This is a genomic window from Rothia aeria (assembly GCF_016726365.1).
Lineage (GTDB): Bacteria > Actinomycetota > Actinomycetes > Actinomycetales > Micrococcaceae > Rothia > Rothia aeria.
This window is the reverse complement of the sequence record NZ_CP068102.1, coordinates 1,727,573-1,752,519: the sequence shown is the minus strand read 5'-3', so window position 1 is coordinate 1,752,519 and position 24,947 is coordinate 1,727,573. Positions and strand designations below refer to the sequence as shown.

General features: G+C 61.5%; 22 protein-coding genes. 5 read left to right on the top strand and 17 right to left on the bottom strand.

Features of this window, described 5'->3' with window-relative positions; all coding sequences use genetic code 11:
• Positions 1-52: 52 nt before the first annotated feature.
• The 5 genes from rlmC to I6I94_RS07565 form a co-directional block, all read right to left on the bottom strand.
• A complete protein-coding gene (gene rlmC, locus I6I94_RS07585; RefSeq protein WP_128087116.1) occupies positions 53-1,183 on the bottom strand; it encodes a 23S rRNA (uracil(747)-C(5))-methyltransferase RlmC in 1,131 nt (376 codons plus the stop codon).
• 200 nt (positions 1,184-1,383) lie between these two features.
• A complete protein-coding gene (locus I6I94_RS07580) occupies positions 1,384-1,722 on the bottom strand; it encodes a hypothetical protein (protein WP_172425629.1) in 339 nt (112 codons plus the stop codon).
• A 255-nt stretch (positions 1,723-1,977) separates the two neighbouring features.
• Positions 1,978-3,600 (bottom strand): chaperonin GroEL, encoded by a 1,623-nt coding sequence (groL, locus tag I6I94_RS07575; protein WP_126500609.1) that lies wholly within the window; start codon positions 3,598-3,600, stop codon positions 1,978-1,980.
• Positions 3,601-3,922: 322 nt separating this feature from the next.
• Positions 3,923-4,510, bottom strand: a complete 588-nt coding sequence (locus tag I6I94_RS07570) for a LytR C-terminal domain-containing protein (RefSeq protein ID WP_006887015.1) — start codon at positions 4,508-4,510, stop codon at positions 3,923-3,925.
• Between the two features lie 211 nt (positions 4,511-4,721).
• Complete coding sequence (locus tag I6I94_RS07565) at positions 4,722-4,949, bottom strand: DUF3263 domain-containing protein (protein WP_023134332.1); 228 nt, start codon at positions 4,947-4,949, stop codon at positions 4,722-4,724.
• An 88-nt stretch (positions 4,950-5,037) separates the two neighbouring features.
• Here I6I94_RS07565 and I6I94_RS07560 point away from each other — a divergent pair, with 88 nt between their 5' ends.
• On the top strand, positions 5,038-5,718 hold the full coding sequence (locus I6I94_RS07560) for a uracil-DNA glycosylase (RefSeq protein ID WP_006887052.1): 681 nt from the start codon (positions 5,038-5,040) through the stop codon (positions 5,716-5,718).
• A gap of 78 nt (positions 5,719-5,796) precedes the next feature.
• Here I6I94_RS07560 and I6I94_RS07555 read toward each other — a convergent pair whose 3' ends face one another.
• From I6I94_RS07555 to I6I94_RS07520, 8 genes are all read right to left on the bottom strand, one after another.
• Positions 5,797-7,794, bottom strand: coding sequence for a threonine/serine exporter family protein (locus tag I6I94_RS07555; protein WP_201620571.1), 1,998 nt, complete (start codon positions 7,792-7,794; stop codon positions 5,797-5,799).
• Positions 7,795-8,013: 219 nt separating this feature from the next.
• Positions 8,014-8,292 carry an HPr family phosphocarrier protein gene (locus I6I94_RS07550; protein ID WP_006887010.1) on the bottom strand — a complete coding sequence of 93 codons (279 nt, stop codon included), beginning with the start codon at positions 8,290-8,292 and terminating at the stop codon, positions 8,014-8,016.
• A gap of 198 nt (positions 8,293-8,490) precedes the next feature.
• Positions 8,491-10,185, bottom strand: coding sequence for a phosphoenolpyruvate--protein phosphotransferase (ptsP, locus tag I6I94_RS07545; protein ID WP_128087117.1), 1,695 nt, complete (start codon positions 10,183-10,185; stop codon positions 8,491-8,493).
• A 53-nt stretch (positions 10,186-10,238) separates the two neighbouring features.
• Positions 10,239-12,374: a PTS fructose transporter subunit IIABC gene (locus tag I6I94_RS07540; protein ID WP_128087118.1), complete on the bottom strand. Its 2,136-nt coding sequence runs from the start codon at positions 12,372-12,374 to the stop codon at positions 10,239-10,241.
• A 156-nt stretch (positions 12,375-12,530) separates the two neighbouring features.
• Positions 12,531-13,499: a 1-phosphofructokinase family hexose kinase gene (locus I6I94_RS07535; RefSeq protein ID WP_128087119.1), complete on the bottom strand. Its 969-nt coding sequence runs from the start codon at positions 13,497-13,499 to the stop codon at positions 12,531-12,533.
• The gene (locus tag I6I94_RS07530; protein ID WP_126854568.1) at positions 13,496-14,287 is read right to left on the bottom strand and encodes a DeoR/GlpR family DNA-binding transcription regulator; all 792 of its coding nucleotides are present in this window, start codon (positions 14,285-14,287) and stop codon (positions 13,496-13,498) included. Before I6I94_RS07530 ends, I6I94_RS07535 begins: the two co-directional genes overlap by 4 nt.
• Positions 14,288-14,591: 304 nt before the next feature.
• Entirely contained in the window at positions 14,592-15,167 is a 576-nt protein-coding gene (locus tag I6I94_RS07525; protein WP_172425630.1) for a VanZ family protein, read from the bottom strand.
• Entirely contained in the window at positions 15,160-16,533 is a 1,374-nt protein-coding gene (locus I6I94_RS07520; RefSeq protein ID WP_201620570.1) for a histidine phosphatase family protein, read from the bottom strand. The genes I6I94_RS07525 and I6I94_RS07520 overlap by 8 nt, the downstream gene beginning before the upstream one ends.
• Before the next feature lie 312 nt (positions 16,534-16,845).
• Here I6I94_RS07520 and I6I94_RS07515 point away from each other — a divergent pair, with 312 nt between their 5' ends.
• Positions 16,846-17,946 (top strand): ABC transporter ATP-binding protein, encoded by a 1,101-nt coding sequence (locus I6I94_RS07515; RefSeq protein ID WP_128087122.1) that lies wholly within the window; start codon positions 16,846-16,848, stop codon positions 17,944-17,946.
• Positions 17,947-17,959: 13 nt separating this feature from the next.
• Positions 17,960-19,390 (top strand): FtsX-like permease family protein, encoded by a 1,431-nt coding sequence (locus I6I94_RS07510; protein WP_201620569.1) that lies wholly within the window; start codon positions 17,960-17,962, stop codon positions 19,388-19,390.
• A 474-nt stretch (positions 19,391-19,864) separates the two neighbouring features.
• Here I6I94_RS07510 and I6I94_RS07505 read toward each other — a convergent pair whose 3' ends face one another.
• From I6I94_RS07505 to I6I94_RS07490, 4 genes are all read right to left on the bottom strand, one after another.
• Entirely contained in the window at positions 19,865-21,298 is a 1,434-nt protein-coding gene (locus I6I94_RS07505) for an FtsX-like permease family protein (RefSeq protein WP_128087123.1), read from the bottom strand.
• Positions 21,298-22,395 carry an ABC transporter ATP-binding protein gene (locus I6I94_RS07500; protein WP_128087124.1) on the bottom strand — a complete coding sequence of 366 codons (1,098 nt, stop codon included), beginning with the start codon at positions 22,393-22,395 and terminating at the stop codon, positions 21,298-21,300. The genes I6I94_RS07505 and I6I94_RS07500 overlap by 1 nt, the downstream gene beginning before the upstream one ends.
• Positions 22,396-22,490: 95 nt before the next feature.
• Entirely contained in the window at positions 22,491-22,916 is a 426-nt protein-coding gene (locus I6I94_RS07495; protein ID WP_128087125.1) for a type II toxin-antitoxin system VapC family toxin, read from the bottom strand.
• A gap of 3 nt (positions 22,917-22,919) precedes the next feature.
• On the bottom strand, positions 22,920-23,225 hold the full coding sequence (locus I6I94_RS07490; RefSeq protein ID WP_094758395.1) for a type II toxin-antitoxin system Phd/YefM family antitoxin: 306 nt from the start codon (positions 23,223-23,225) through the stop codon (positions 22,920-22,922).
• 176 nt (positions 23,226-23,401) lie between these two features.
• Between I6I94_RS07490 and I6I94_RS07485 the strand changes: the two genes are divergently transcribed.
• Both I6I94_RS07485 and I6I94_RS07480 read left to right on the top strand, forming a co-directional pair.
• Positions 23,402-24,184 (top strand): HAD family hydrolase, encoded by a 783-nt coding sequence (locus tag I6I94_RS07485; protein WP_201620568.1) that lies wholly within the window; start codon positions 23,402-23,404, stop codon positions 24,182-24,184.
• Complete coding sequence (locus tag I6I94_RS07480; protein WP_128087126.1) at positions 24,181-24,933, top strand: Bax inhibitor-1/YccA family protein; 753 nt, start codon at positions 24,181-24,183, stop codon at positions 24,931-24,933. Before I6I94_RS07485 ends, I6I94_RS07480 begins: the two co-directional genes overlap by 4 nt.
• Positions 24,934-24,947: the final 14 nt, after the last annotated feature.

Here is a 24,947-nt window from a genome sequence, read left to right as displayed (position 1 = left end):
AAATACTATCTGCTCGCGCCCTAGGGTTGGGTTATGTATATGCTCGGGAAACCTACCCGCGCCTGAGCAACACCATAACCTCGTAGTGGTTCGTGTGAGGGAACATATCGAGCACACGCGCGGCGACCGGCTTGTAAGAAGGCATGCGCGCCAGGTCAGCGGCAAGGGTTTTTGCGTTGCAGCTCGAATAGATGACGTGCTCAATCCTCGATCCCTCAACCCAGGCGCACAGCCTCTCGCCAATACCTCGCCTGGGCGGGTTCACCACCAGCATCTCAGGGGTTTCGCGGGCATTCACGGCGAACTCGGTCGCGTCCCCCGCCGCAAATTTCACGCCCTTAAGCCCCTGCTCGGCAACGGTACGCTGGGCACTACGAATCGCCTCCGCACTGATCTCGATCCCGGTGACCTCACCGTGCATCACCTGCGCCGCGTGCAGGGCAAAACCGCCCACGCCGCAATACAAATCCCAGAGCGTGCGCGGCTGCGCCTGCCCCACCCACTCGCGGCCTTGCGCGTACATCGCCTGCGCAATCTGCGTGTTCGTCTGAAAGAAACTCTGTGGTCGCAGGTGCAGGCTCATGCCGTTCACGCGCATCGGCAGGGTTTGCCGCTCGGTCAGAATAATCTCTTCATCGCCCTCAATCAGCGCCACATGCTCGCGCAGCAGGTTCACCGACAGCACCGCCAACTTCGGCAGACGCTCCTGCAGCCACCCCAGCTGGCGGCGAATAGGCACCAGCAGCTTCTTCGAGCGGAGCACAAACCGCACCATCAGCTCGCCCGTCTCGGATGCGGTCACCAGAATATTCTTGAGCTCACCGCGCCGGGCCGGAATGTCATACGGGGTCAAATCGGCACGCTGAATGAGCTCGTGCAGCACCGGAATGGCGCGCTCAATCGGCTTAATATAGAGCGGGCATTCGCTTAAATCGGTGGCGCGCCCCGAACGGTAATCCACGATGCCCAGGGACGGGTTCTGCGCCGAACCGCCCACCACCAGCTTCGCCTTATTCCGAAAATGCGCCTCGGCACTGGCGACAGGTTCCAGCCAGGTCAGGTGAGGGTACGCCGCAAGAAGCCTGCGCGCATCGGCCTGTTTCGCCGCGAGCTGGGCGGGGTATGGGGTTTCGATGCTGGTGCAGGAGCGGCAAAGACTCTCACGGTAATAGGCGCATTCCATAGCCCCACTATTCTACCTTGTGGATGCGCGGGCACGGGTAACCCGCCGGGTGGTTTTGCTGATGTGCCCCTCAAGGCGTGCTCCTTCGCCCCTGCCCCATCGGAAAAAGAGCCTTTATGTGAATAAAGCGTAGTTTTTGCCGCTTTATTCACATAAAGGCTCTTTTTAGCAGGCAGGCGGGACTGGATCGGTCGGAAAGGCTACGGCTTCTTTGCCTTCTTCTGCTGGCCCGCATTAAGCACCGACCTGTACGACCGTGCCGAGAGCACAGATGCTTCCGATAAAACCGATAACACGCTCATGTAGCTCAGGCACGAGGCAACGGACAGCGAAGAAAAAGCCGAACCGATAGATCCGAACGAGAAAGCCGAGCCGATAGAAAACGCCGAATTTACGGAGCCAATGCTGCAGAATGAGTTCACCGACCCGATGCTCAGAAATGAATTTCGCGAGCCGATACTCTTTGCATTTTGGTCGGAATGGGCGGGGGCATCGGGGGCGTTGTTTTCGGAAGATTTGGAGGTGGTGTTAGGCATCATAAATCCAGCATACCGCGTGGCTTGCCCATCCCGAACGAATCACAGCGCACGTCACGAACAATCACACATATGCGCAAGCAGGTAGTATTGTGCCGAAAAGGTAGAATTTTCCTACCTGCTCGAGCCAAAAAACCACCCGCTCGCGGCCCTGAAGAGCATAGACAAAAGCTCTCCGGGGTGAGTCCCGCACCCGGCATTGTGCCGGTCAGGAACCCACCCCGGAGAGCTTCAACATACTCCCTCAGTCGGGAAACGTTACATCATGCCGCCCATCGGGTCAGCAGCAGGTGCCGCAGCGGATGCGGGCTCAGGCTTGTTCGCCACCACAGCCTCGGTGGTCAGGAACAGGCCAGCGATCGATGCTGCGTTCTGCAGAGCGGAACGGGTCACCTTCACGGGGTCGTTAATACCCGCAGCCATGAGATCTTCGTACTCGCCGGTTGCAGCGTTCAGACCGGTGCCCTCGGGCAGGGAACGAACCTTATCGACCACCACGCCGGGCTCAAGGCCAGCGTTCGTTGCGATCTGCTTCAGCGGCGCATCGATAGCCACACGCACGATGTTCGCGCCGGTTGCCTCATCCCCCTTCAGGTCGAGCTTGTCGAAGACCTTCGCGCCCGCCTGAATCAGTGCCACGCCGCCGCCGGGGACAATACCCTCTTCAACGGCTGCCTTTGCGTTACGCACAGCATCCTCAATGCGGTGCTTGCGTTCCTTCAGCTCAACCTCGGTTGCTGCGCCAGCCTTGAGCACAGCCACACCACCGGCGAGCTTTGCCAGGCGCTCCTGCAGCTTCTCGCGGTCGTAGTCGGAATCGGAGTTTGCGATCTCGGCGCGAATCTGTGCCACACGGCCATCAAGTGCGGCGGCGTCGCCAGCACCCTCAATAATGGTGGTCTCGTCCTTGGTGACAACAACCTTGCGTGCCTTACCCAGCATATCCAGGGTTGCGGTATCCAGCGCGAGGCCAACCTCTTCGGTAATAACCTGGCCGCCGGTGAGGATCGCAATATCAGCCATCATAGCCTTGCGACGGTCACCGAAACCGGGTGCCTTCACGGCAACGGACTTGATGGAGCCGCGCATCTTGTTCAGCACGAGCAGCGCCAGAGCCTCGCCCTCAACATCCTCGGCGATAATCAGCAGCGGCTTGCCGGACTGCATGACCTTCTCCAGGACGGGAACCAGATCCTTCACGTTCGAGATCTTCTGGTTGACCACCAGGATGTAGGGGTCTTCCAGCACAGCTTCCTGACGCTCGGGGTCGGTCACGAAGTAGCCGGAGAGGAAGCCCTTATCGAAGCGCATACCCTCGGTGAGTTCCAGGTGCAGGCCGAAGGTGTTGGATTCCTCAACGGTAATCACACCTTCCTTGCCGACCTTCTCCATAGCCTGAGCGATCAGCTTACCGATCTCCTGATCGCCCGCAGAGATGGATGCGGTTGCCGCGATCTCTTCCTCAGTCTCAACCTCTTTTGCGGAGTCGAGCAGGGTCTTGGTGACCTCCTCAACAGCCTTCTCAATGCCGCGCTTGAGGCTCAGCGGGTCAGCACCAGCAGCCACGTTGCGCAGGCCCTCACGCACGAGCGCCTGAGCGAGCACAGTTGCGGTGGTGGTACCGTCACCTGCGATATCGTCGGTCTTCTTGGCTACCTCTTTGACGAGTTCGGCGCCAATCTTTTCATAGGGGTCTTCAAGCTCGATCTCTTTGGCGATGGAAACACCGTCGTTGGTGATCGTGGGTGCGCCCCACGACTTCTCAAGCACGACGTTGCGGCCACGGGGGCCAAGAGTCACCTTAACGGCATCGGCTAGGGTGTTCAGTCCGCGCTCTAGACCGCGACGAGCTTCTTCATCAAAAGCAATAAGTTTTGCCATGTGGCGATGTCCCTCCTGGACCTATATTTCCTGATAAATGAATGTAGGAATCCCTATATCAAAAGTGTGCGGTGCACCCGAGCGGATGCGCCGCCGCAGAACGCTTCACGGCGCATGCGCACCGTGGGTGCACCGAATGCTACATCAATTTTGGCACCGACCGCACCCAGGGGCAAACATTTTCGGCCGTGGCGGGCCATCATATCGCCAACAGCGCAAGGAACACGCGCGGCACAGCAGGAAAAACAGGGCACAGCCCACATAGATGCTCACGGGCACAGCACTAACGCCCGGATCATGTGCAGGGGAAAGAATGAATGAACTAGCTCTGGAAGTCGCTGGCAAGCACCACGACTGTGTCGTTACTGCCCAGATCCTCGGCGGTGCCTTCCTGAACATTGCTAATACCCACAGCGTTAGCAACCTGCTGGGCCTGCTGCTGGGCGCCGCTCTTATAGTAGACGGTGCTGCTCTGCGGCGGGTTACCGGGCCAGTTGCCGGTCTCACTAATGGTGTAGCTCTTAAGCTTAGCGGCGGCACGGGATGCGCTGCCCGAAGGGGCCGACGCGTTATACACGGCCACAGTCCCCGAGGTGGAGCTCTGGCTCGACGACTGCGACGGCTGGGCGCTGCCGCTCTTATTCCCGCCATCAGTTTTTGGGGCGTTACTGGAAGGGCTGGCTGCCGCCTTACCCGCATACGCTTTAGAGCCCGCAGAGTTGGGTGAACTGTAGCGGGGAGCCATCACATACATGGACGCGCCCAAGAGCAACGCAATAACCCCGGCCGTGACAAGAGGAATGGCTCCTCGCGGGTCCTTAGCGGGGTCGTCGATAGTACCGCGATAGATGCCGCGCCGGGCGGTATTCTCGTCGATATCATCGAATTCGTCGTGCGGATACTTACTCATGCATCTCTCGGGTGGGTCGTCTTTGGTGTTCTATACAGATTACAGGGATTCTCGCCCGACTCCAAGGACGGGTCTGAACAATAACACACCCATTGTAAAGTTTTCAGGAAGAGTTATTCAGCATCCTCTACCGTTTTGTGGCTAATTTATCTGCCGAACCGCAGGCGCCCTGCGGCCCTCGTTGGGCGCGGTGCTCAACGCCGCCATAACGCTACTGCTGGTCGCGGTGCTCCCGCAGGCGCGCAGTCAGAATCGGCTCCGCCGCAATGACGCGAGGGTCATCAATCATCGTGTTGAGCTTCTGATAATAGGCAATAGGTGTGATGCCCAGCGCCCCAATGGTTTTCTCCTTCGACCCCTGGTACTTCCAGCGGCGCTTCTCAATACCAATAATGGCCCGCTCCAAGGGGCTAAGTTCCTCAAATTTCTTATTCACCATGACCTCGCGGGTGTTCTCACAGACCGGGTGTGCTCTACTCTAGAGTACGTAATTTATGTTGTGTGCGCCGCACCTACGGGAGGTATCCATGTCCGAGTATCCGCCGCTGTCGTCCATTATGCACGAAGAATGGGCACAAGCCCTCGCCCCGGTCGAACCGCAAATCCGCGCCATGGGCGATTTTTTGCGCACCGAACACGCCGCAGGGCACCGCACCTTCCCCGCCGGGGACGACATTTTCCGTGCCTTCGCCCGGCCCATGAGCGAAGTCAAAGTGCTCATCCTCGGACAAGACCCGTACCCCACCCCCGGGCACGCCATGGGCATGTCATTCTCAGTGCACCGCGATGTGCGCCCCCTGCCGCGCTCGCTGAACAACATCTACCGGGAACTCAACGACGATTTAGGAATCGCCCCCGCAGAACACGGCGACCTCTCCAGCTGGGCTGACGAAGGAGTGATGCTCATGAACAGGGTGCTCAGCGTGCGAGAAGGCAAACCCGCCTCCCACCGCAATAAAGGCTGGGAACAGGTGACCCAGCAGGCCATTGAAGCCCTCGTAGCCCGCGACAAACCGCTGGTGGGGCTGCTGTGGGGCGCCGATGCGCGCCGCACCGCGCCCATGCTCGCACCGTACCCGTGCGTGGAGTCGGCGCACCCCTCGCCGCTCTCAGCCAGCAAAGGGTTCTTCGGCTCCCGCCCGTTCTCACGCGTGAACGAGCTGCTGGCGCAGCAGGGGGCCACCGGGGTAGACTGGCACGTCAAATAGGGTTTTAAACGGCGGTTGCCGTAGCCGAACGGAATCACATCCGCCCGGCTACGGCAATACCGTTTTAAGGGGGCTAGGCTAGTCCGTCTCCCCCGTGGTCGGTGCGAACCGCTGCAGCAGGTACTGCATCAGGTAGTTACCCGCCGCCGTGCCCGCCGCCATGGCAATCACAACCGAAACCGCCGTGACCATGCTGGAGAGGCCGAACACCACGTTCGTATCAACCGTGAGCAGATACATGCCCCGGAAAAATTCCAGGCCCGGCAGCAGGAACGTCAGCGCCGGAATCGAAAAGATCGCCTGCGGCGCGTGCAGCCTATACGCCATATAGGTGCTGAACAGGCCAATCACAAACGCAGCCAGCGCCGTATTTGACCGGCCCGTGCTCTCCCCCGTCAGCACCCAGTACCCGTAGTACGTGATCAGGCCCGCGGTGGTAATCATCAGCAGCCAGCCGATTTTCGCCACCTTCGTGTGCGCCGCCACGGCAAACGCTGCGGTCGCCGCCAGCATAAACACGGCAAACGTGGCGGTATCGGACGGGACGAACTTCGTCTGCTCAATATCGATAGTGGGCCCGCCAAAAACCGCTAAGGCGCTCACCGCGCTGGCAATACCAATCACCAGCCCCAGGAAGCTCATACCTGTAGACACGAACCGCCCCGCAGATGTAATCGGGAACCCGTTAATCGCATCCTGCACCGCAGACACCAGGCGGGATGTTGGCAGGAACATAATCAAACCCGCCGCAACCACCAGCGGCGCCGACAGCGGCGTATCCGGCCGGTGCAGCATCGACCCCTCACCACCGAGCAGAATCGCCAGGAACGTCATAAGCCCCGCACTGGCGGCCATCCGGAAGAACGCGGGCATCCCAATCTTCCGCAGCCACTGAATCAGCAGGTACACGGGCGTAAAAATAATACCCGCCGCCACCGCAGTCGCCCAGCCGCCGCCCAGAGCAACCGTAAGCGTCGAAGCCCCAAAGATATTCGCCAACCAGATCACCGCCGGCGGGTACGGTTTAGGGCGGTGCGTAATCTCACTCAACCGCAGATCCGCCACCTCAAGGGTGATGCCACCGGCTGTAATCTCGTGAATCAGCTCGTAAATGGAGGCCAGCGCCTCGTAGTTCTCCGTAGAAGAACGCACCACCCGCACCAGGGTGTGGGTGAACCTCTCATCCAGGCCCACGCGCTTCATAATGCGTGACTCCATGTACGTGTCCGGGTCGGAGGTGTAGTTAATCGTCACCGACTGGTTGGTAATATCAACCTCAACCGAGTCCAGGCCGAACGCCGAAGAAACCGCAATAATAGCGGAATCCACATCCATGGCATCCGCCCCGTAATGGAACATCGCCTCCGCCAGACGCAGAGTGTAGTTCAAGGTGTCCCGGGCGTGCTCCTTCTCGCGGCGGAACGCCTCACGCGCGGCCTGCTCCTCCTTGCGGCTCTTGAGCGCAAACTGCCGCTGAGCGATACGGGCGCTGCCGCGCAGGGCGGGGCCCTCGGCGCCCGGACGCACAAACGATCGCAGGGTACGCACGCCCCAGCGCCCGCCCCCGCCGCGGTGCACCGTCGGCAAGGTGGTGGTCGGCTCCGACTTCGGGGAGGCGTACCCCTCCGGCGGCTCGGGGTCCACCCCGCCGAACCGCTGGGCCGCCTGCGAATTCGGCACACGCGGGATCATGCCTGTCATCGGAACCGGGCGTGAGGGCGGGTAGGCCGCAGCCACGTCAGAGGATTTGGGGGTGGTTTCGCCCGGCATCGGCTCGGGCACCAGCTCATCGTCAATGGAGACAGTCGGCATGCCTGCCTCATCCACCGGCAGCAGCTGCGTCTGCTCGGTGCTCGTCTCAACCCCGTGCGCCTGCGCCACCTCGTACAGTGCTTTGCGGGAGCTGCGGGAAGAATGCGCAAGCGCGTCCCGTAATTGCGCGTCGTTCACCTGGTTCAGCGACACAGCTGGCATGGGGTGCGCGTGCGGCTCATACCTTTTGGGGCGCGGTGTGGTGTGTGGATTATCGTGGGGTTCTGAACCGTCGCCGGTGGGACGGTTCCGCTCATCTGCCATAGGTGTCTCCGAAGTGTTTGGGCTGCGTACCTAGTCTAGCAAGCAGCACCTGTGCGTGAAACAAAAAACGCAGCAAAATTTAGTGTAAAAATTGCCGAGCGCAGCATACCCTCAGGGGCGGTGAGCTGGGTGATTAAACGCCCCGCCGCCGGTGACATTTTCCGGCGGCGGGGCGTCTGAGTCGAATAAGACGGCTACACGCTATCGTATAGTCCGTGTTTACTCGGCGTCGTGGTCGGTCTCAAGGATCTTGACCAGAGTGTCTAGAGCCTCTTCAGCGCCTTCACCTTCGGCACGCAGAACAACGACGTCACCGTGCTTAGCGCCCAAAGACATCAAGGACAGGATGGATGCTGCGTCCATAGCCTCATCGGCGGGCTCACCCTTGGCCGCGATAGTAACCTCGACGGGGAGGTCGCCTGCTGCCTCAGCGAAAATAGCTGCCGGACGGGCGTGTAGACCAACACGGCTGGCAATGGTTGCTTCGCGCTCTGCCATAGTTTTCTCCTTTATGGAATAAGTTACGTTGCTTACTATTCTAGTGCAGACGGGTGGTTTTGTACCCGTATTTAGGTGATTCTACCGTAAATTTTCCGCCCACTACTTAGGTTCATGATGACCCCATCAGGGGCGCATCGGCGGCTGCGGCTCTAACACGGCCTCAACCCCCGATGCGTCCCGTACACCAGGGCGTTGCTACAGGCCCAGCTCGTCCAGGATCGGCAGCTCTTCACGGGCTGCGGCCTTCGCCTCAGCCGAAGAGATTTGCTCCAACGCCTTATTGGCGATGTGCCGCGCCTGCTCCAAGGTCACAGACTTCAGCACCGCGGCGACCGCCGGAATAGCGGCGGCGTTCATCGACAGGGTGTCCACACCCAACCCGATCAGCACCACGGCCAGCGCCGGGTCTGAGGCAGCCTCACCGCACACGCTCACGTACTTCTTCTTGCCCGCGTTCACGGAGGCCCGCTTGGCGCCCTTGACGGTCAGCTTAATCATCTTTAGCACCGCCGGCTGCCACGGGTTGTTCAGGTGCGCCAAATCGCCCAGCAGGCGGTCGGCGGCCATGGTGTACTGGGTCAGGTCGTTCGTGCCGATCGACACGAAATCAACCTCGCCCAGAATTGCCTCAGCGTTCACGGCGGCGGCGGGGGTTTCCACCATCACACCGTGCACCGGCAAATCTACCTCTTTGAGCATTTTCGCGAAGTTACGCGCCTCAGAGGTGGTTGAAATCATGGGGGCCATCACCCAAATATCGGCGTCTGACTCGTCGTACGCCTTTTTAATGGCCTCCAGCTGGCGGGTGAGCACCCCGGGTACGGTCCAGTCGGTGCGGAACCCGCGCACACCCAGCGCCGGGTTCTCTTCCTCTTTCACGTTCAGGAACGGCAGGGGCTTATCGGCGCCCGCGTCCAGGGTGCGGACCACAATATGTTTGCCGGGGAATGCGTCGAAAACGGACTTGTAGGTTTGTGCCTGCGTCTCAATGCTCGGCTCGGCATCATGACCGAGGAATCCAAATTCGGTACGCAGCAGGCCCACACCTTCGGCGTTGAGGCTCGCAGCCTTCTCAGCGGATTTGCCGTCGCCCACGTTTGCGTAAAGCTCCACCCGGGTGCCGTCGGCGAGCACGCCTTTACCGTCGAAGTCGGCGATAGGTTTGCGGTTGGCGTACTTCTCGGCGGCTTGACGGTCGGCATCGGTCGGTTCGGTGTCCACTATGCCTTCGTTAGAATCCACGTATACGACGGTGCCGTCGGGGATTTCGGTCACGCCCTTAGCCGCCACAATCGCGGGAAGGCCCAGCCCGCGTGCCAGGATCGCGGTGTGCGCCTGCGGGCCGCCGTCGGAGGTGATCAGGGCGATCACTTTCTCGGGGTCTAGGGTTGCGGTATCGGCCGGGGCCAGGTCAATGGCGGCGAGCACAAACGGCTCATCCGAGAAGGGGATGCCGGGGGCCTGCTGGCCGGTGAGGTCGGCGACAATACGGGCGCGCACATCGTGGATATCGGTCACGCGCTCAGCCATGTACCCGCCAAGGGCAGCCATCTGGTCAGCGAAGGAGGTCGCGGCCTCCCAGATAGCGCGCTCGGGTGCCATCTCCTGGGTCTCAACCAGTTTAATGGCGCTCTTAATAAGCGCACGGTCGGTGGCCATCTGGGAGGTGGACTTCAGCACGGCCTTACCGTCACGCCCGGCGTGCTCGGCGCGGGAAAGCAGGTCTTCCTTCACGCGCTGGGAGGCGTCTTTAATGCGCTGGGAGGCTGCCTCAATGGTCTCGCCGCTCAGGCGCAGCCCGTCTTTAGGTTCCTGGATAGGTTCGGGCATCTGTTTGACGGGACCAATCACGCGTCCGGCGTAAACACCAACGCCCTTATAAGTAGTCATGAGGGTATTTTCCTTAGGTTGAAGTTGTCTTCAAGTGTAGCGTGTTCTACGTCTTAAGCCGCGACCTTCTCGGCCTTTGACGTAGCGCCGATCGATTTCAGCACCAAGTACACCAGTGCCGAAAGCAGGGTTCCGGCAGCTACCGCCGCCAGGAACATCAGCACGTTATTGCTCAGCAGAACAATCCAGATACCGCCGTGCGGTGCCGGGGAGGCCACGTGCGCACTCATGGAGATAGCACCCGCGAGCGCACCGCCCACAACGGAGGAAGAGATCACACGCAGCGGATCCGCCGAAGCGAACGGGATAGCTCCCTCGGAGATGAAGGACGCACCCAGCAGCCACGCGGCTTTGCCGTTCTCCCGTTCGGGCTCGGTGAAGAGCTTGGGGCGCAGGGTGGTGGCCAGCGCCATGGCCAGCGGCGGAACCATGCCGGAGATGATGACGGCCGCCATGATTTCCTGGTTCACGGCGCCGCCGCGCTCCAGACCACCCACAGCGAATAGGTAGGCCGCCTTATTAATGGGGCCGCCCAAGTCGGAGGCCATCATAACGCCCAGGATCAAACCAAGAACAAGGGAGGAAGTGCCCGACATTGACATCAGCCAGCCTTGCAGTACAGACATGATCCAGGCTAGGGGCGCACCCAGCAGCAGGTACATGACGGCACCCGCTATGAGGGAGGTGATAAGCGGGGTGATTACCACGGGCATCATGGAGCCGAGCCAGCGCGGCAGTTTCAGTGTTCCCAGCCCGTAGGCGACCACACCGGCAAGAATACCGGCGACAATACCGCCGAGGAAGCCAGCTTGCATTTTGAATGCCACGGTACCGGCGATGAAGCCCGGGGCGATACCGGGCCGCTGCGCCAGACCGTACGCAATGTAGGCGGCGAGCGCGGGCACCACCAGGTCAGTACCGTAACTGCCTATGGTGTGCAGTACCACGCCCAGGTACAGGGTCCAGTGGGTGCCGTTGAGATTAAAGAGGGAGGCGTTCTCAAGAATACTCTTCCGGGCGGCCTCATTCAGGTCCCCCAGGTTTGGTGTGGTGACTGCCTCAAGCATGAAACCCAGCGCCATAATAATACCGCCCGCAGCAACGAACGGGATCATGTACGACACACCGGTCATCACGGCCTTGTAGATGCGCGTACCCCACGAGCCTTCAACGGCGGAGGAGCTGTCCTCAGCGGTGGAGGTGGCGGCGGCCACCCGCTTACCGTTGGGGTTCTCGGCCTCGGCCAGGGCCTCGTTCAGCATAGCTTCGGGCTCGTCAATACCGCGTTTAACCGGGGACTCCACGTAGGGCTTACCGGCGAAGCGGTTGCGGTCGCGCACGTTCACGGAGACCGCAAACACCACGGCGTCGGCTTCATCAATATCGGCCTGGGTGAGGGTCTCATTACCGGAGGAGCCCTGGGTTTCGACTTTGAAGTCGTAGCCGAGGTCTTCTGCCGCGTATTTGAGGGCGTCGGCGGCCATGTAGGTGTGGGCGATGCCGGTGGGGCAGGCGGTGACGGCCACAATTTTCTTTTTCGCGGCTGCCGGTGCGGTGTCCTCACCGGCGGGTTCAGTCTGTGCCGCTGCCTCTGTTTCGGCGGGCTCCGCCTTCTTGTCGCTGCCTTCAGCGGAGGTACCGCCCTGAGAGCTGGCGGCCCCCGCTGCCGGTGCGGCCGCGGAGTCTTTCGTAGCAGAGTCTTTCGTGGCGGTGCTCTTTGCGTCTTTTTTCGCATTCCCGCCGCCGAGCGCCCCGGAGACCAGTTCCACGATCTCTTCGGGGGTTTTTGCCTCGCGCAGGGATGCGGTGAATGACTTCTTCATGAGCGAGCGTGCCAGGGTGGAGAGCAGCTTCAGGTGCGCCTGGTCTGCCCCGTCGGGTGCGGCGATGAAGAAGATCAAATCGGCGGGGCCGTCTTTCGCCCCGAAGTCCACGGCCGGGTTGGGGCGGGCCATGGCTAGGGTAGGCACGGTGACTGCCGCCGAGCGGCAGTGCGGGATGGCGATACCGCCGGGGATGCCGGTGTCGGTCTTGGATTCGCGTGCCTTCGCGTCAGCGTACAGCTGGTCGAAATCATTGGCGCGCTCGGCCTTCACAATGGTGTGGGCTAACCGTTCAATGACGTCAAAACGTGAGTCACCGAGGTTCTCATCCAGCAGGACGAGCTCCGGTGCGATGAGTTCAGACATGTCTACTACCCTCCTTGGGGGTATGTGTGTTGTGTGCCGGGTTGGGGTTGCGTGGGGTCCGCTCCGGCTGGGTGTTGTGTGATATATAGGGTGAAAACTCTTCGTATTCTGTTATTGGAATATTCTGACGTGTGGGTTTACCTGCGTTGAGCGCTGTTAGACCGCCAGGGCCTGCACGGTAACCTTCTGCGGGGTGGTCGCCTCAAGGGCGGGTACGCGCGTGCCCGGAAGGGAAGCAGCCGCAGAACCGTGCGCGACCGCCTGCACCAGCGCATCCTGCGGTGAGGCCCCGAGCTCGTGAGCGATCAAAAAACCCGCCAGGGAGCAGTCACCGGCACCGACCGTGCTGCGCACCGTCACGGGTTCGTGCTTAGCCCACCAGGCACCTTCAGCGCTAATAAGCACCGCGCCTTCCCCACCCAGGGTGGCCAGCACATACCGGATGCCCTGATCCACCAGGTGCCGGGCGGTGCGGGCGGTCAGTTCGGGGCTGGCCTCAAGCTCACGCCAGTTATCGGATCCCGTCAGCTGCGCCAGCTCCTCAGAATTCGGCTTAATCAGGGTGGGTTTATGCTCCCCGCGCGCGGTGGCGATAAGCGGGGCCTCAGAAGTATCAACCGCGATATTGCCGGTAAACCCGGCCGAACGCAGCTTACCCACCAGCTCGGCATAATAGGAGGCGTCCAGCCCAGGCGGCAGTGAGCCGGCCAGCACCACCCAGTGCGTCTGCTGCCCGTCGTTCACCGCGCACGCGCGTTCCACCACCAGCTGGTCCAGCGCCTGGCGCAGTTCGGGGGTGAAATGGGTTCCGGGGGCGTTCAGTTTGGTGGTGGTACCGTCCGGGTCTACCACAGTAATATTTGACCGGATCGGCTCACCTGTGGACAGGTTCGCGTACTCCACGCCCACCTCGCGCAGTCCGGTCAGCACCGGGTCGGTGGCCTCACCGGGGATAACGGCAAGGGTCGGAACGTGGGATATGTGCAGGGCGCGGGAAATATTTACGCCCTTGCCGCCGGGGTCCTGTACGGCGCCGGTTGCGCGCTGCACAGCCCCGTGCGCCAAGGGCGCGCCAAGCTCAATAGTGCGGTCCAAACTGGGGTTAGCGGTCAGGGTAATAATCATGCGATAATCACCTCCACACCGGCCCCCTCCAGCGCCTGAGCCAGCTCTCCCTCGGGTGCACGGTCAGTAATCAGCGTGTCAATATCCTCAAAATCGGCGAACCGCACCAGCGACTCGTTGCCGAACTTCGCCGAATCGCACAGCAGCACTACGCGGCGGGCCGACTTGCAGATAGCGGTCTTCACAATCGCCTCGTTCATGCCGGGGGTTGAGACACCGAACTCGGCGCCAATGCCGTTAGCCCCAATAAAAGCAATGTCGGGGCGCACGGTGGAGAAATAGTTTGCGGCGCGCGCCCCAATGGCGGCCCACGTCATTTTGCGCAGCTGACCGCCCACCAGCTCCATGGTGATGCCCTCAGCCTCAGCGAGTTTCACCGCAATGTGCAGGGCGTGGGTAATAATAATGCGGTCACTACCGGTTTTGAGGCTAAAGTTCTCAGCCCCTATCTGATCTGCCAAAATCTCAATGGTTGAGCCCGCGTCCAACACAATAGAGCCCACCTCGGAGTCGCGGAGCATGTTGTACGCTTTAGTGGCGATACGCCGCTTCTCGGGGGTGTTCATGCCCTGCCGCGAGGCGATAGAGGATTCAAGGGAGGTGGACTGCTCCACCGTTACGGCACCACCGTGTACACGGCGGAGTTTGCCTGCTTCTTCGAGGGCGGCCAGATCGCGGCGCACGGTCTCCATCGTCACGTCGTAGCGGCGTGCGAGTTCCGCGCCGTTGACGCGGCGAGCCGACGCTACAAGCTTCGCGATTTCAGCGCGGCGTTCTTCAGCGAACATAGATGTTCTTCACTTTCGGTCGGGGCGGTAAAGGTAGGCGGCAGAGGCGGCCCATTCCGGCAAGAACAGTCACGCGCTCCTGGATGGTTTCAAGCTGTAACCCATTGCAACAGCCCTGTACTTGATTTTATGTGGGTTTCTGTGGGCACGTCAATAGAACCCACCCTAAGGCTCACATATATGACGAAATTTCGCTAGAAAAACCACATTAGGGGTGGCTCCCACCGGCACACCGCCCGGTGCACCCGGTCAGGAAACCACACCCAAGAACCAGCCAGCAGCCGCCCCGATACGCCGCTACGGCCTACCCGAAACCGCGGCCCCCTTCAGGTTCAGTGGTACCCCGCCGCAGCCGACCCCACACGGCGGCACCGGCACGCACCGCAAGCACCCCCAGCAGGGTGCCGGTGCCGTTCATCAGCACATCCGACACATCCGCCGTACGGTTCGGCATCATATGCTGAATGCTCTCAATGCCCAACGACGCCACGTACCCGCCCACCATAATGTACGGGTACGCCCCGCGCGGCAGCAGCAGCCCCAGCAGCACCCCGGACGGGAAAAACATCACCACATTCGCAGCCCGCTCAACACTCTCATAGGTGATGAGCCCCGGCAGCCACCCCTGGGCGTGGCCGCGCTCCAAAAACTCGCGCAGGCTGCCGCCGGCCTCACCCGAATCAACGTGCACGGGCGCAAACACAATAGAACCCACCACACACAGGTAGGCCACAAACAGAACAATAAGAGCCCACCGCCACAGGCGTGCATAACGCGCAGAACGCGGCGGATAGGAAACAGCAGACGAATACGTGTGACTATCGGTGAGATGTTCAGCGCCCCGGAAGGTGACGGCGCCAAAAGCATCCCTGTTAGTCACCGAAATACCTCCGCGAATCCCAGGCGAACAGCCCCGCAATATCAACCTCAAGCGGTTGCGCGTTTGGTACCTCCTGCGTATGCTCATACCCCTGCGCCGCCGAAATAGCACGGCGAATCAGGCTGCCATGCGAAACCACCATCAGCCGCTCCCCCGGGTACTGGCGCACCACCTCACGCAGGGCACGCACCGCCCGCACATACAGGTCACGTTCCGTCTCCACTCCGGGGTAAAAACGGTCGGGGGCATCAGATTCATAGTCGGGAATGTTCTTACCCTCCGCAGCACCATACGCCCGCTCCACCAGCTCGGGGTACGTTTGGCTCACCGTGAGCCCAAAAAACTCCCCCACACGCTGCGCGGTTTCGTGGGCACGCGATAACGGGGAAGAAAGCACCCGGTCATAGCTCAGCCCCATCTGCTGCAGCTTCGCCCCGGTCTCATGCGCCTGCTGACGCCCAGTCTCATTCAACGGAATATCGCTCACGCCCTGCATCAGCCGGTTCTTATTCCAGTCGGTCTGCCCGTGCCGAATCAGCGTGAGCGTGCCGCCAGCAAGACCCTCAGGCAGCGGCTCGGGGCCCACATCGCCCTCGCTGTGCGTGACCACGTGCCGGTCAATCGCCGCATCCAGCAGCGCCGTGGGAAGCTGCGTAATTGAGGCGTTCGGCGGGATCGGGTAAATACCGTCCACCGTCAGCGCCTCAGGGTGCTCATGTTCAAGAAGCACAGTCATGGTCACCGCAATCAGCATACCGTGCGTGGCCACCACAATATTCTTCCCCGGATGCGCCGCACGCACACGGTTAAACGCCGTCAAGGCACGCGCCACAAACTCCTCACGCGGCTCAACCGTCGGGTTCGCACCGCTGCGGGCATCCGCCACCAGCTCGGGGGTGGCCACCAGGCCCTCCAGCTCGCCGAAGCCGCGCTCCTGCAGGCCCTCATAGGCACCCAAATACGGCACCCCCAAGCCCTCAGCAATGATCTTCCCACTCTCAACCGCGCGCACCAGCGGGGAAGACACCACCCCATCCACCGGCACACCGTCGGAGGCAAGGGCGGCGAACTCAGTCAGGGCGCCGCGCACCTGCTCGCGCCCAGCATCGTTCAGCGGAATATCGGTATTGCCCTGGAAGCGGTGCTCAATATTCCAGTCAGTCAGCCCATGCCGCAGCATGAGGATACGCCCGGCAGGGTGCGTCTTAGCACTGTGCTCTGCGGCGTTCTCCTGTCTGCTATTGCCCCGGTCGGGGGCAGCCTGCAAGTTCTGCGGAGGCTGCGCGGTTTCGGGGTGAGAGGCGCCGCTGCCGATCTGCGCGCCGTCAGAATTAGGATGTTGTAATGAGCCATGAGTGATAGTCATGCCCTCAATTATGCATGAATTTCCTTCTAAAGCTTTGGCTTAAGTGAGAATTTGTGGGATTCTCACAGGCTGGCTTCCCCGCGTACCTGTCCTACCCTGCGCGGCCCCAGCAGGCAAACACCACCGGCCAGAAGCCTTAAACCCACATCGTCAACACCTCAGTACTTCCCCACGTCATACCGTAGGGTGAGGACCCCGCCCCGGCGTCTCCACCCTAAGGATGAGATGCCGCCGAAAACCCCCGTACAGAAGGCGAAAATATCATCCCCCAGGGGCATAAAAACACCCCCTGCGCCCTGAAATACTGGGACTATGAACAACGAATACACCCCCAGCAACGGCCTAACCGCATCACCCTTTGCCCCCGCCGCCCGCGGCACAGCCCCCTCCACTACATACGCGTATGACGGGGCCCACCACAGCACGGCGCACACCGCACAGCCGAATGCGCCCCAGCATGCCCCAGCGGCCCGCCCGGGGCCACAATATGCCCCAGCACCACAAGCACCCCACGCGGGACCCCCAGCCCCCACCCAACCACCACACGCTTCCCCGGCTGCCCCCACCTCGGCGGCCGGGGCCGTACCGGCGCGCCCCGCCCCGGACGCGCCGGTACCCACCGCTGCGGGGCCAGCTGCCTCCACCTCGGCACCTGGCACCGCAGCACCCGTTATCTCCGCACGCTCAGTCACCAAAACCTACGGCCCCAACACCGTACTGCGCGGGGTATCCCTCGACATCTACCCCGGCGAATCCGTGGCCATTATGGGCCCCTCCGGCTCCGGGAAAACCACCCTGCTGCACGCACTGGCAGGCATTATCACCATGGACTCAGGGTCCGTGCACATCACCACCCCACACCCCGGGACAGGCCCGAACACGGTGGATCTGAGCTCCCTCACCGAAAAACAGCGCACCGCACTGCGGGCTGGCAGCTTCGGGTTCATCTTCCAACAAGGGCTGCTCGTACCCGAACTCACCACCGAAGAAAACGTGGCGCTCGCCGCCATGCTCGCCGGAGGCGGCCGCGCACAGGCGCGAGTAGCCGCCGTTGACCTGCTCACCAAGCTCGGGCTCGGCGACAAACTCCAATGCCGCATCGGTGAGCTGTCCGGCGGCCAAGCCCAGCGCGTAGCCATCGCCCGCTCCCAGGTGACCGGCGCCCCCATCACCTTCGCCGACGAACCCACCGGCGCACTCGACACCACCACCGCCCACGAAGTCATGGCGCTGCTGCTGGCCCTCATCCCGCAGCAGGGCAAAACCCTAGTGATTGTCACCCACGACCCGCAGGTGGCCCAGCGGTGCTCACGAATCATCCACCTGCGCGACGGGCAGATTGTGGAAGAGGCACGCCCCGCAGACCAACCCGCCGCACACGCCACCGCACCCGGCAGCACTGAAACCGCCTAGAAAGGCCCTAGCGATGCAGACCTTCAAACTTCTCGCACGCCGCACCCTACCCACCTCACAGGCAACCCTGCCGGTGCTCGCCTTTGCCGCATCCGCAGCGCTCTTTCTGCTGATCGCCGGAGGTATTCACGCCTTCTACCTGTGGCTGGGTGGGGACGCCAGCACGGCCACCTCGGTCGAGGCGGGTTCCGGCACCAAAAACACGGCGCACACGCTGCAGCCGCTGTACCTGATGCTTGCCTGGGTCAGCGGGTTCCTGCTGCTCACCCCGCTGTTCACGCTCGGGGCCTCCGCGGCACGGCTGAGCGCACGCCGCCGCGACGACCGCCTGGCAACCCTGCGGCTACTGGGGGCATCCACCCGGCAGCTTACCCTCTACACCATGCTCGATTCCGTGATCTACGCTGCGGTTGGGTTCGTTCTCGGGTTTATCGTGTACCTGATTCTGGTGCTGCCCTTCGGGATGCTGCGCTTCCAGAACATCCCCCTGGGCCCCGAAAATATGCTGCTGCCGTTGCCTATCGTGCTGGCCTGCGGGCTTGTGTGCCTGATCATTGCCGCAACCAGTTCACTCTTTGGGCTCTCGAAGGTGACCATTAGCCCGCTGGGGGTACGCACCCGTTCGGATAAGCCGTCTTTGGGCAAACGCACCCTCATTCTGGGCGGTGTGCTCCTCGTGGTGGGGTTCATCGGGGCGATTGCGTCCCAGGTCATCATGAACCTCGCCGCCGATTCTATGGGGGCGAACGGGTTTGTGCTGGTACTGGTAATTGCCATCATGTTTGGGCTGCCGATCCTGCTTACAATGCTCGCCGTAGACCTGATCGGCGGGTTCGTGGTGGGTCTGTACGCCCGCATTCGGGTTCGCACCGCCCGCACCCCCGCAACCCTGCTGGCCTACCGCTCCATTTTGGAGTCGCCGCGCACCGCTTGGCGGCAGGTCTCCGGGGTGGCCATGACCACGTTCATTGCCGCGTTCATGGGGCCAATTCTGGGCATGGTCAATTCCGCATCGGGTGTGGATGAAGGCTCGGCGGAATCCTATCTTATTGGGGATATGCTTCAGGGCCTGGTGCTGGTGCTGTTCCTGTCCTACCTGCTGGTGGCGCTCTCGGCGCTGCTCAACCAGTCCGCCGCTATCTATGAGCGCGGATCGCTGTACTCCTCCCTGCGAATGATGGGCACCGAAGCTGCGGTTTTGAAACGTTCAAGGCGCATTGTGGTTTTCGGGCCGCTGCTGCTGGTGAGCTGCATGTCTGCGGCGGTGGCGTTGCCCCTATTCGTGCTGATGCTTGGTTCGGCGCTCACCGGGACGGGGCTGCTGTACACCGCAGCACTGGTATTTGGTTCGATTGCGGTGGGGCTGGGGCTGGTATTCGCAGCGTTGGCGGCAACCGGACCCGTCATGGAACAGATCAGCCGCAAACCGGTCTCGGCGGTGTAGCGGCTCCCCCTGACAACGAGAAGCGGGTTTTCAATCAAAAACCCGCTTCTCGTGAAGTTAACAAATACCTCTACGCTGTAGGTAGTTGTAAGTAGTTTCTGCTCCGTACGGCCCGGATGCAGCACATCCTCCCCCGTGGATCTCACAAGTTCCCACCCCTCCAGGCGGATGGCGTCCTCACGGGTTTTCTCATCCGGAACATCCTGCCCGCTCTGAATATTTGAGCGCCCCATCGACCTCCACAACGAGGCGCTCTTTTATGAGAGCCGCATCCGCCCGATAAACCCCTTGACCGCGCTCAACACTTCATGGACTCTGCCACAACGCAGACGCTCCCCCAGCCTCTTCAGAGGAAACCGCATTACATGAACCGTTATAGTGCGTTTACGGATACCCCTGCGTTGTTCCGCATTATTCCGCGAGAAGCGGGTTCTGGGCTAAAAACCCGCTTCTTGCGGTTAAGGAAAGAGGACGTTATACCGCCGAGACTGGTTTACGGCTCACCCGCTCCATGACGGGCCCGGTGGCTGCCAGCGACGCGAACACCAGACCCATACCCAGCACAATAGCAACCACAATCATGCCCAGTGACTGGAGCAGAAACCGTGGTTCCACACCCGACCGAGCAATGAGACCGAACAGTACCAACGCCAACAGCCCTGAGAGCGTACTCACTAACAGCAGCGGGCCGAAGACCACAATGCGCCTCGACCGTTTGAGTACTGCTGCTTCGGTGCCCATCATTCGTAGGGAGGAGTACAGCGATCCGCGTTCATAGATGGCGGCGGACTGGTTCAGCAGCGCCGAGAGCGCCACCAGCAGGTAGGAGAGGAACATGAGCAGGAACAGGCCCTGCCACATATCGTTCAGCAGTGTATCATCCTGCACGTTCCTCCTAGCCTGCGACGTGGATTCACGAAACAGCTGCCCCAGCACGGGGCCTATCAGGGCCGCAATGAACGTGGTCATGGCCACCCCGGAGACCTGCCGCCAGGCGGCGCGCGGCGATTCCAGAACCGCCCGCCATGCCAACAAAGCTGCGGGGGTGCGGGCGATACGCACCCGAATCGTCGCGTACAGCCACACGGTAAAACCGCCGAGCAGGTCCACCGCAATCATGCCCAGCACCAGCGGGAACACCACAATGAGGGTCAGAATCAGCAGCACAAACATCACAGACATGGCTGTCCCAAAAGTCCCATCGCCCACACTTGCGCGTAGGATCTTCAACACCAGCTGCGCCCCGATGAAGCCTAAGACCAAAACCGCCAGGCCAGCGATGAGGAACACAATACCCGCTTTCGGTGCATTAGCGCGGGTGCGGACCCCCAGCGGGCTAATAGTCACCTTTGAGAGGCCAAACAGCGAACTCAACGCCGCAATCACCAGGCACCCCACATAGCAGGCAAATACCAGATGCGCCGGCAGGATCATATTATGCGCCCCCAGCGGGGTGTCCAGAAAATGCAGCATCCCAAACGGAATAGTCAGCACCAGATAGAGCACAAAACCGATGAAGAACCCGACGGTCGCATAAATCAGCGCCTCAGCCACAGTGTAGAGCGTAATACGCCCCGTGGACGCGCCCAGCAGCCGCAGGGTCGCCAGGCGGTCATCGCGGCGGCGTGCGCTCAGCCGTGCTGCGGAGGCCCCGAGCGTGAACAGTGGGGTGAGCAGCAGGAACCCGCTGGCCCACGCGAGCAGAATATACGCCGACTGTAAGTAGTTGCTCGGGTGGCTCTGCGCCCCACGGCCGGGCAGGCTCGGGTCGCCCAGCCACAGGTGAAACGCTTGAATACCGCCCGCTACCAGCAGGGTCAACGCCGCGGATGCTGCAAAGGCGAGCACCGGCATGACTGCCTGCGTGGTGGGTAGGGTGCGGCGGGCGAGCATCGTGAAGGTCTGCATTAGTGTGTACCTTCCTGCCGGGGCTGGGCGGGGTGCTGGCTGTCGTGCACGATCTGCCCGTCAAGCAGGTGGATCGTGCGGGAACACTGCGCCGCAATATTCGGGTCGTGGGTGACAATCACCAGGGTTTTGCCCTGCTGCGGGATGAGGGCCAGCAGCAGGTTCATAACCTCCTGCGCGGTGGCAGTATCAAGCGCCCCGGTGGGCTCGTCGGCGAAGGTGATGGGCGCGCCGGTCACCTGGGAACGGGCGATAGCCACGCGCTGGGCTTGCCCGCCGGACAGCTCACCGATGCGCCGCTGCAGCATCGTCCCCAGACCCAGCTGGGACAGAAGGTGCGTCGCGGCCATGCTCGCCTGCTCACGCGGTGTCCCGGCGAGCATGGCGGCGAGCGCCACGTTTTCTTCGGTGGTGAGTTCGGGTACGAGCAGCCCTTGCTGGAAGATGAACCCGAAGCTGCCGGCCCGTAGGGCGGTGCGCTGTTTTTCGGTGAGGGAGCTCAGCTCAGTTGGGGCTCCAGCATGCGCGGTGTTGTGCGTGCCGGTGTTAATGTGCACGGTGCCAGCGTCTGCCTTAATAATGCCTGAGAGCACGTGCAGCAGGGTGGTTTTCCCGGAGCCGGAGGGCCCCATAATGGCCACGGATTCGCCGGGGTAGATGTCGAGGGATACCCCGCGCAGTACGGTGTTGGGGCCGTAGGATTTAATGAGGCCACGTGCAGAGATGACGGCCCCGGCCACTGGCGGCGGGTACGCACCGTACCCCTGCTGGGCGGGCGGCATGTCCGGGGTGGGTGCCCCGGTGTTTGGGGCAGGGTTGGCGTGGGCTGCCCCAGGATGCGGCTGCGGGTATGCTGCGGTGTGCTCTTCGGGGGCAGGCTGCGGGGGTGTGCCTGGGGCCGGGGCGTGTGTGGTTTCCGTGGGTTCAGGCGGGCCTGAACCGTTATGTGTGTCGGGCCCGTTAGGTGGTGTCTGGTCGCCGGTTAGGGGCGGCTCGTTCGGTGGGGCCGATGCGGCCTCCCGGTGGCTGGTGTCCCGGTGGGGTGGTTTTTTGTCAGTGGTGTTGTCGGTCTGTTCGTGGGGGTATTCGTTTGCCATGTTTTCTAGTATCACCCCGCTGCACCGAGGGGAGGGCATCCTGAAGCTGGCTATTTCCCGTGAATTTCCGCTTCCTCCTATTCTCACGGCATGCACTATACGTGGAATTCGAACGGGTTGAGAATATCGAGACCCATACCCTGAAAATCTGCAACGTTACGAGTCACCAGCATCAGGTGGTGTTCCCTGGCAGTGGCGCCGATCAGCGCATCGTATTCTGATTTCTTATGCAGCACGTGGAGTTCAGCGCAGGTGAGGGCAACCTCTAAAGAAACCGGCAGGATGCGCCCGGCAAACTCCGGCGCAAGCTCATGAGAGAACCATTGCTGCAGAATCTGAGCCTGAGCCGCATCTTTACGGGCATGCCGCAGGATTCCTGTACGAATCTTCATCATGCTAATCACGCTGATATACACGTCGTTCACGTCTACGTGTTCCACCCAATGGCGCACCGAAGGATGTATTCTGCCCGAGCGGTATTTACGCAGTTCGGAGATCACGTTTGCATCGGCAAGGTACACGGATTAGTTCTCCTCGCTGCCGAAAAAGTCGCCGTCTTCTGCGAAGTCTACCTCGCGGTGCGGGTTTGGGGTGCTCGGTTCGCGGTCAATCTCAAAATCAATCTCGCCCGCCTCTGCCGACATGGTGGAAAGCGCATCCGCCAAGGAACGCCGAGGCTGCGGTTGGGTCAGTCGTTGATAGTCTTCAATACTCAAAATAACGTTGGTCGGTGTGCCGCGTTTGGTAATAAAGACGGGTTCTTCTGCAGCCAGGCGCAGGGCGGCGCTGGCATTCTGGTTAAATTCGCGTGCTGATACTGTAGTCGTCATAGTTTTCTCTCCCCCAAAACACAATTGTAGTAATGTTACTATATCTCTCATTTCCGTGAGCAGATGATCTTGGCCCGAGAAGGTGAGAGAATCTCAGTTTCTCGGGCAATACCCGCTTTTGGCGGTTTAAAAATGTTTATACGCGCGGCAGCTCCAAGACATGAGAAGATGGGAGCATGTTTGAACACACCGTGCCCGATAATTGGTTCCCCCAATGCGCCGTTTTTGATTGTGACGGGGTTCTTCTTGACTCCGAGACAGCCTGGAACCGCGTGCAGCGCGAGCTTTTTCAGCAGTGGGGCATCCCCTTCACCCCCGACCTTGAGGAGCGGCTCACCGGGTTATCGGCGCACGATGTTGCCGCAGCCCTAGCCGAGTTCACCTACGCCGGTGATATGACAGACACCGCCGCGTACAGCGCACATGTGCAGGCCACCCTGGGGGAGCTGCTGGAGATTGAGGCTCAGGTGATCAGTGCCGGTGTTGAGCTTATCCCCGGCGCGCAGAGGTTCCTGGGGTACCTGAGTGAGCATATGCCGGTGGCGGTCGCTTCAAACTCCACGGCGCAGATTCTTGATGTTAAGATGCGCACATACGGGTACGCCCCGCTGGTGCGCACCTGGGTCAGCAGTGAGGATGTGCCCCACGGTAAGCCCGCCCCGGACATGTATATTGAGGCCGCGCGCCGCCTAGGCTGTGACCCAGCGGATGCGCTCACCGTAGAGGACTCTGCGGCTGGTGCGCAGGCAGCGCGAGACGCTGGCACAAAGGTGCTGATTTACGTACCGGATGGTGATACGGCCAGCGCACCCGCCGGGTACGGGTATTTTGAGTCGTTCACAGACCCGGCCCTGTGGGATGCGGCCCGCATCTGGGTTGCTGCACTTGAGGGGGCGCGTGCTGCGGAGGGTGCGCACAGCCCTGAAGATGAGCCTCCGCTGGTGGAGGCACACGCATGAGCGAGAACAACACCCCGGGCACCGGCACGAACCGCCCCGGCACCCCGCCGCCAGCGCGTAGGGAAAACAAAACGCAGAGCCGCTACGGGTTACGTTTCGATCAGATGGACCCGGAGGAGCTTGAATACTACCGCCCCTTCTGGGATGCCCCCGAGAACACTCGGGAGCACACCGTACCCGATGAGGTGTCTGCGGTACTGGCTGTCCGTGCCCGCCGCCGCCTTTTTAATATGATGGGGCTCATGATCTTGGCGGTGGGCCTGGCGATTGCGGGTGCCGGGCTGTTTGCGTCGGCCCTGCCCGCAACGTTTGCTGGCACGCTGCTGTCTTTAGCGGGTGTGGGGTGCTGGGTGGCGGTGCGCCGCCGCCTGTTCGCGGTGCTGCGCGCCCCCGGCGAGGAGGCGGTGCAGCAGGGGGAGCATTCCCGGTGGTGGCTGCTGCCGCATCTTATCACCGTGTTCGGGGTGGGGGCTGTGATTGCCAGTTTCACCGTTGTTCCGGTGCTGTACGCGAATACTGGTGAGGATCTGCGCCGCAACTACACGGTCATGTGGGCTGAGATTGGGATGACTGCGCTTATCTTTGCGGGGCTGGCCTACGGCATGCTGGCCCTTGCCGCCTACACTCAGAAGGATGAGGATGAGCGGGTGCTGCGCCCCACCGACTATGCTGAGCGTCAAGGCACTGAACCGCAGATTCCGCGGTACCGCCCGGGGATGCTTAACCCGCGCGATGACGATGACCGGTAGCGGCCCGCCATCGA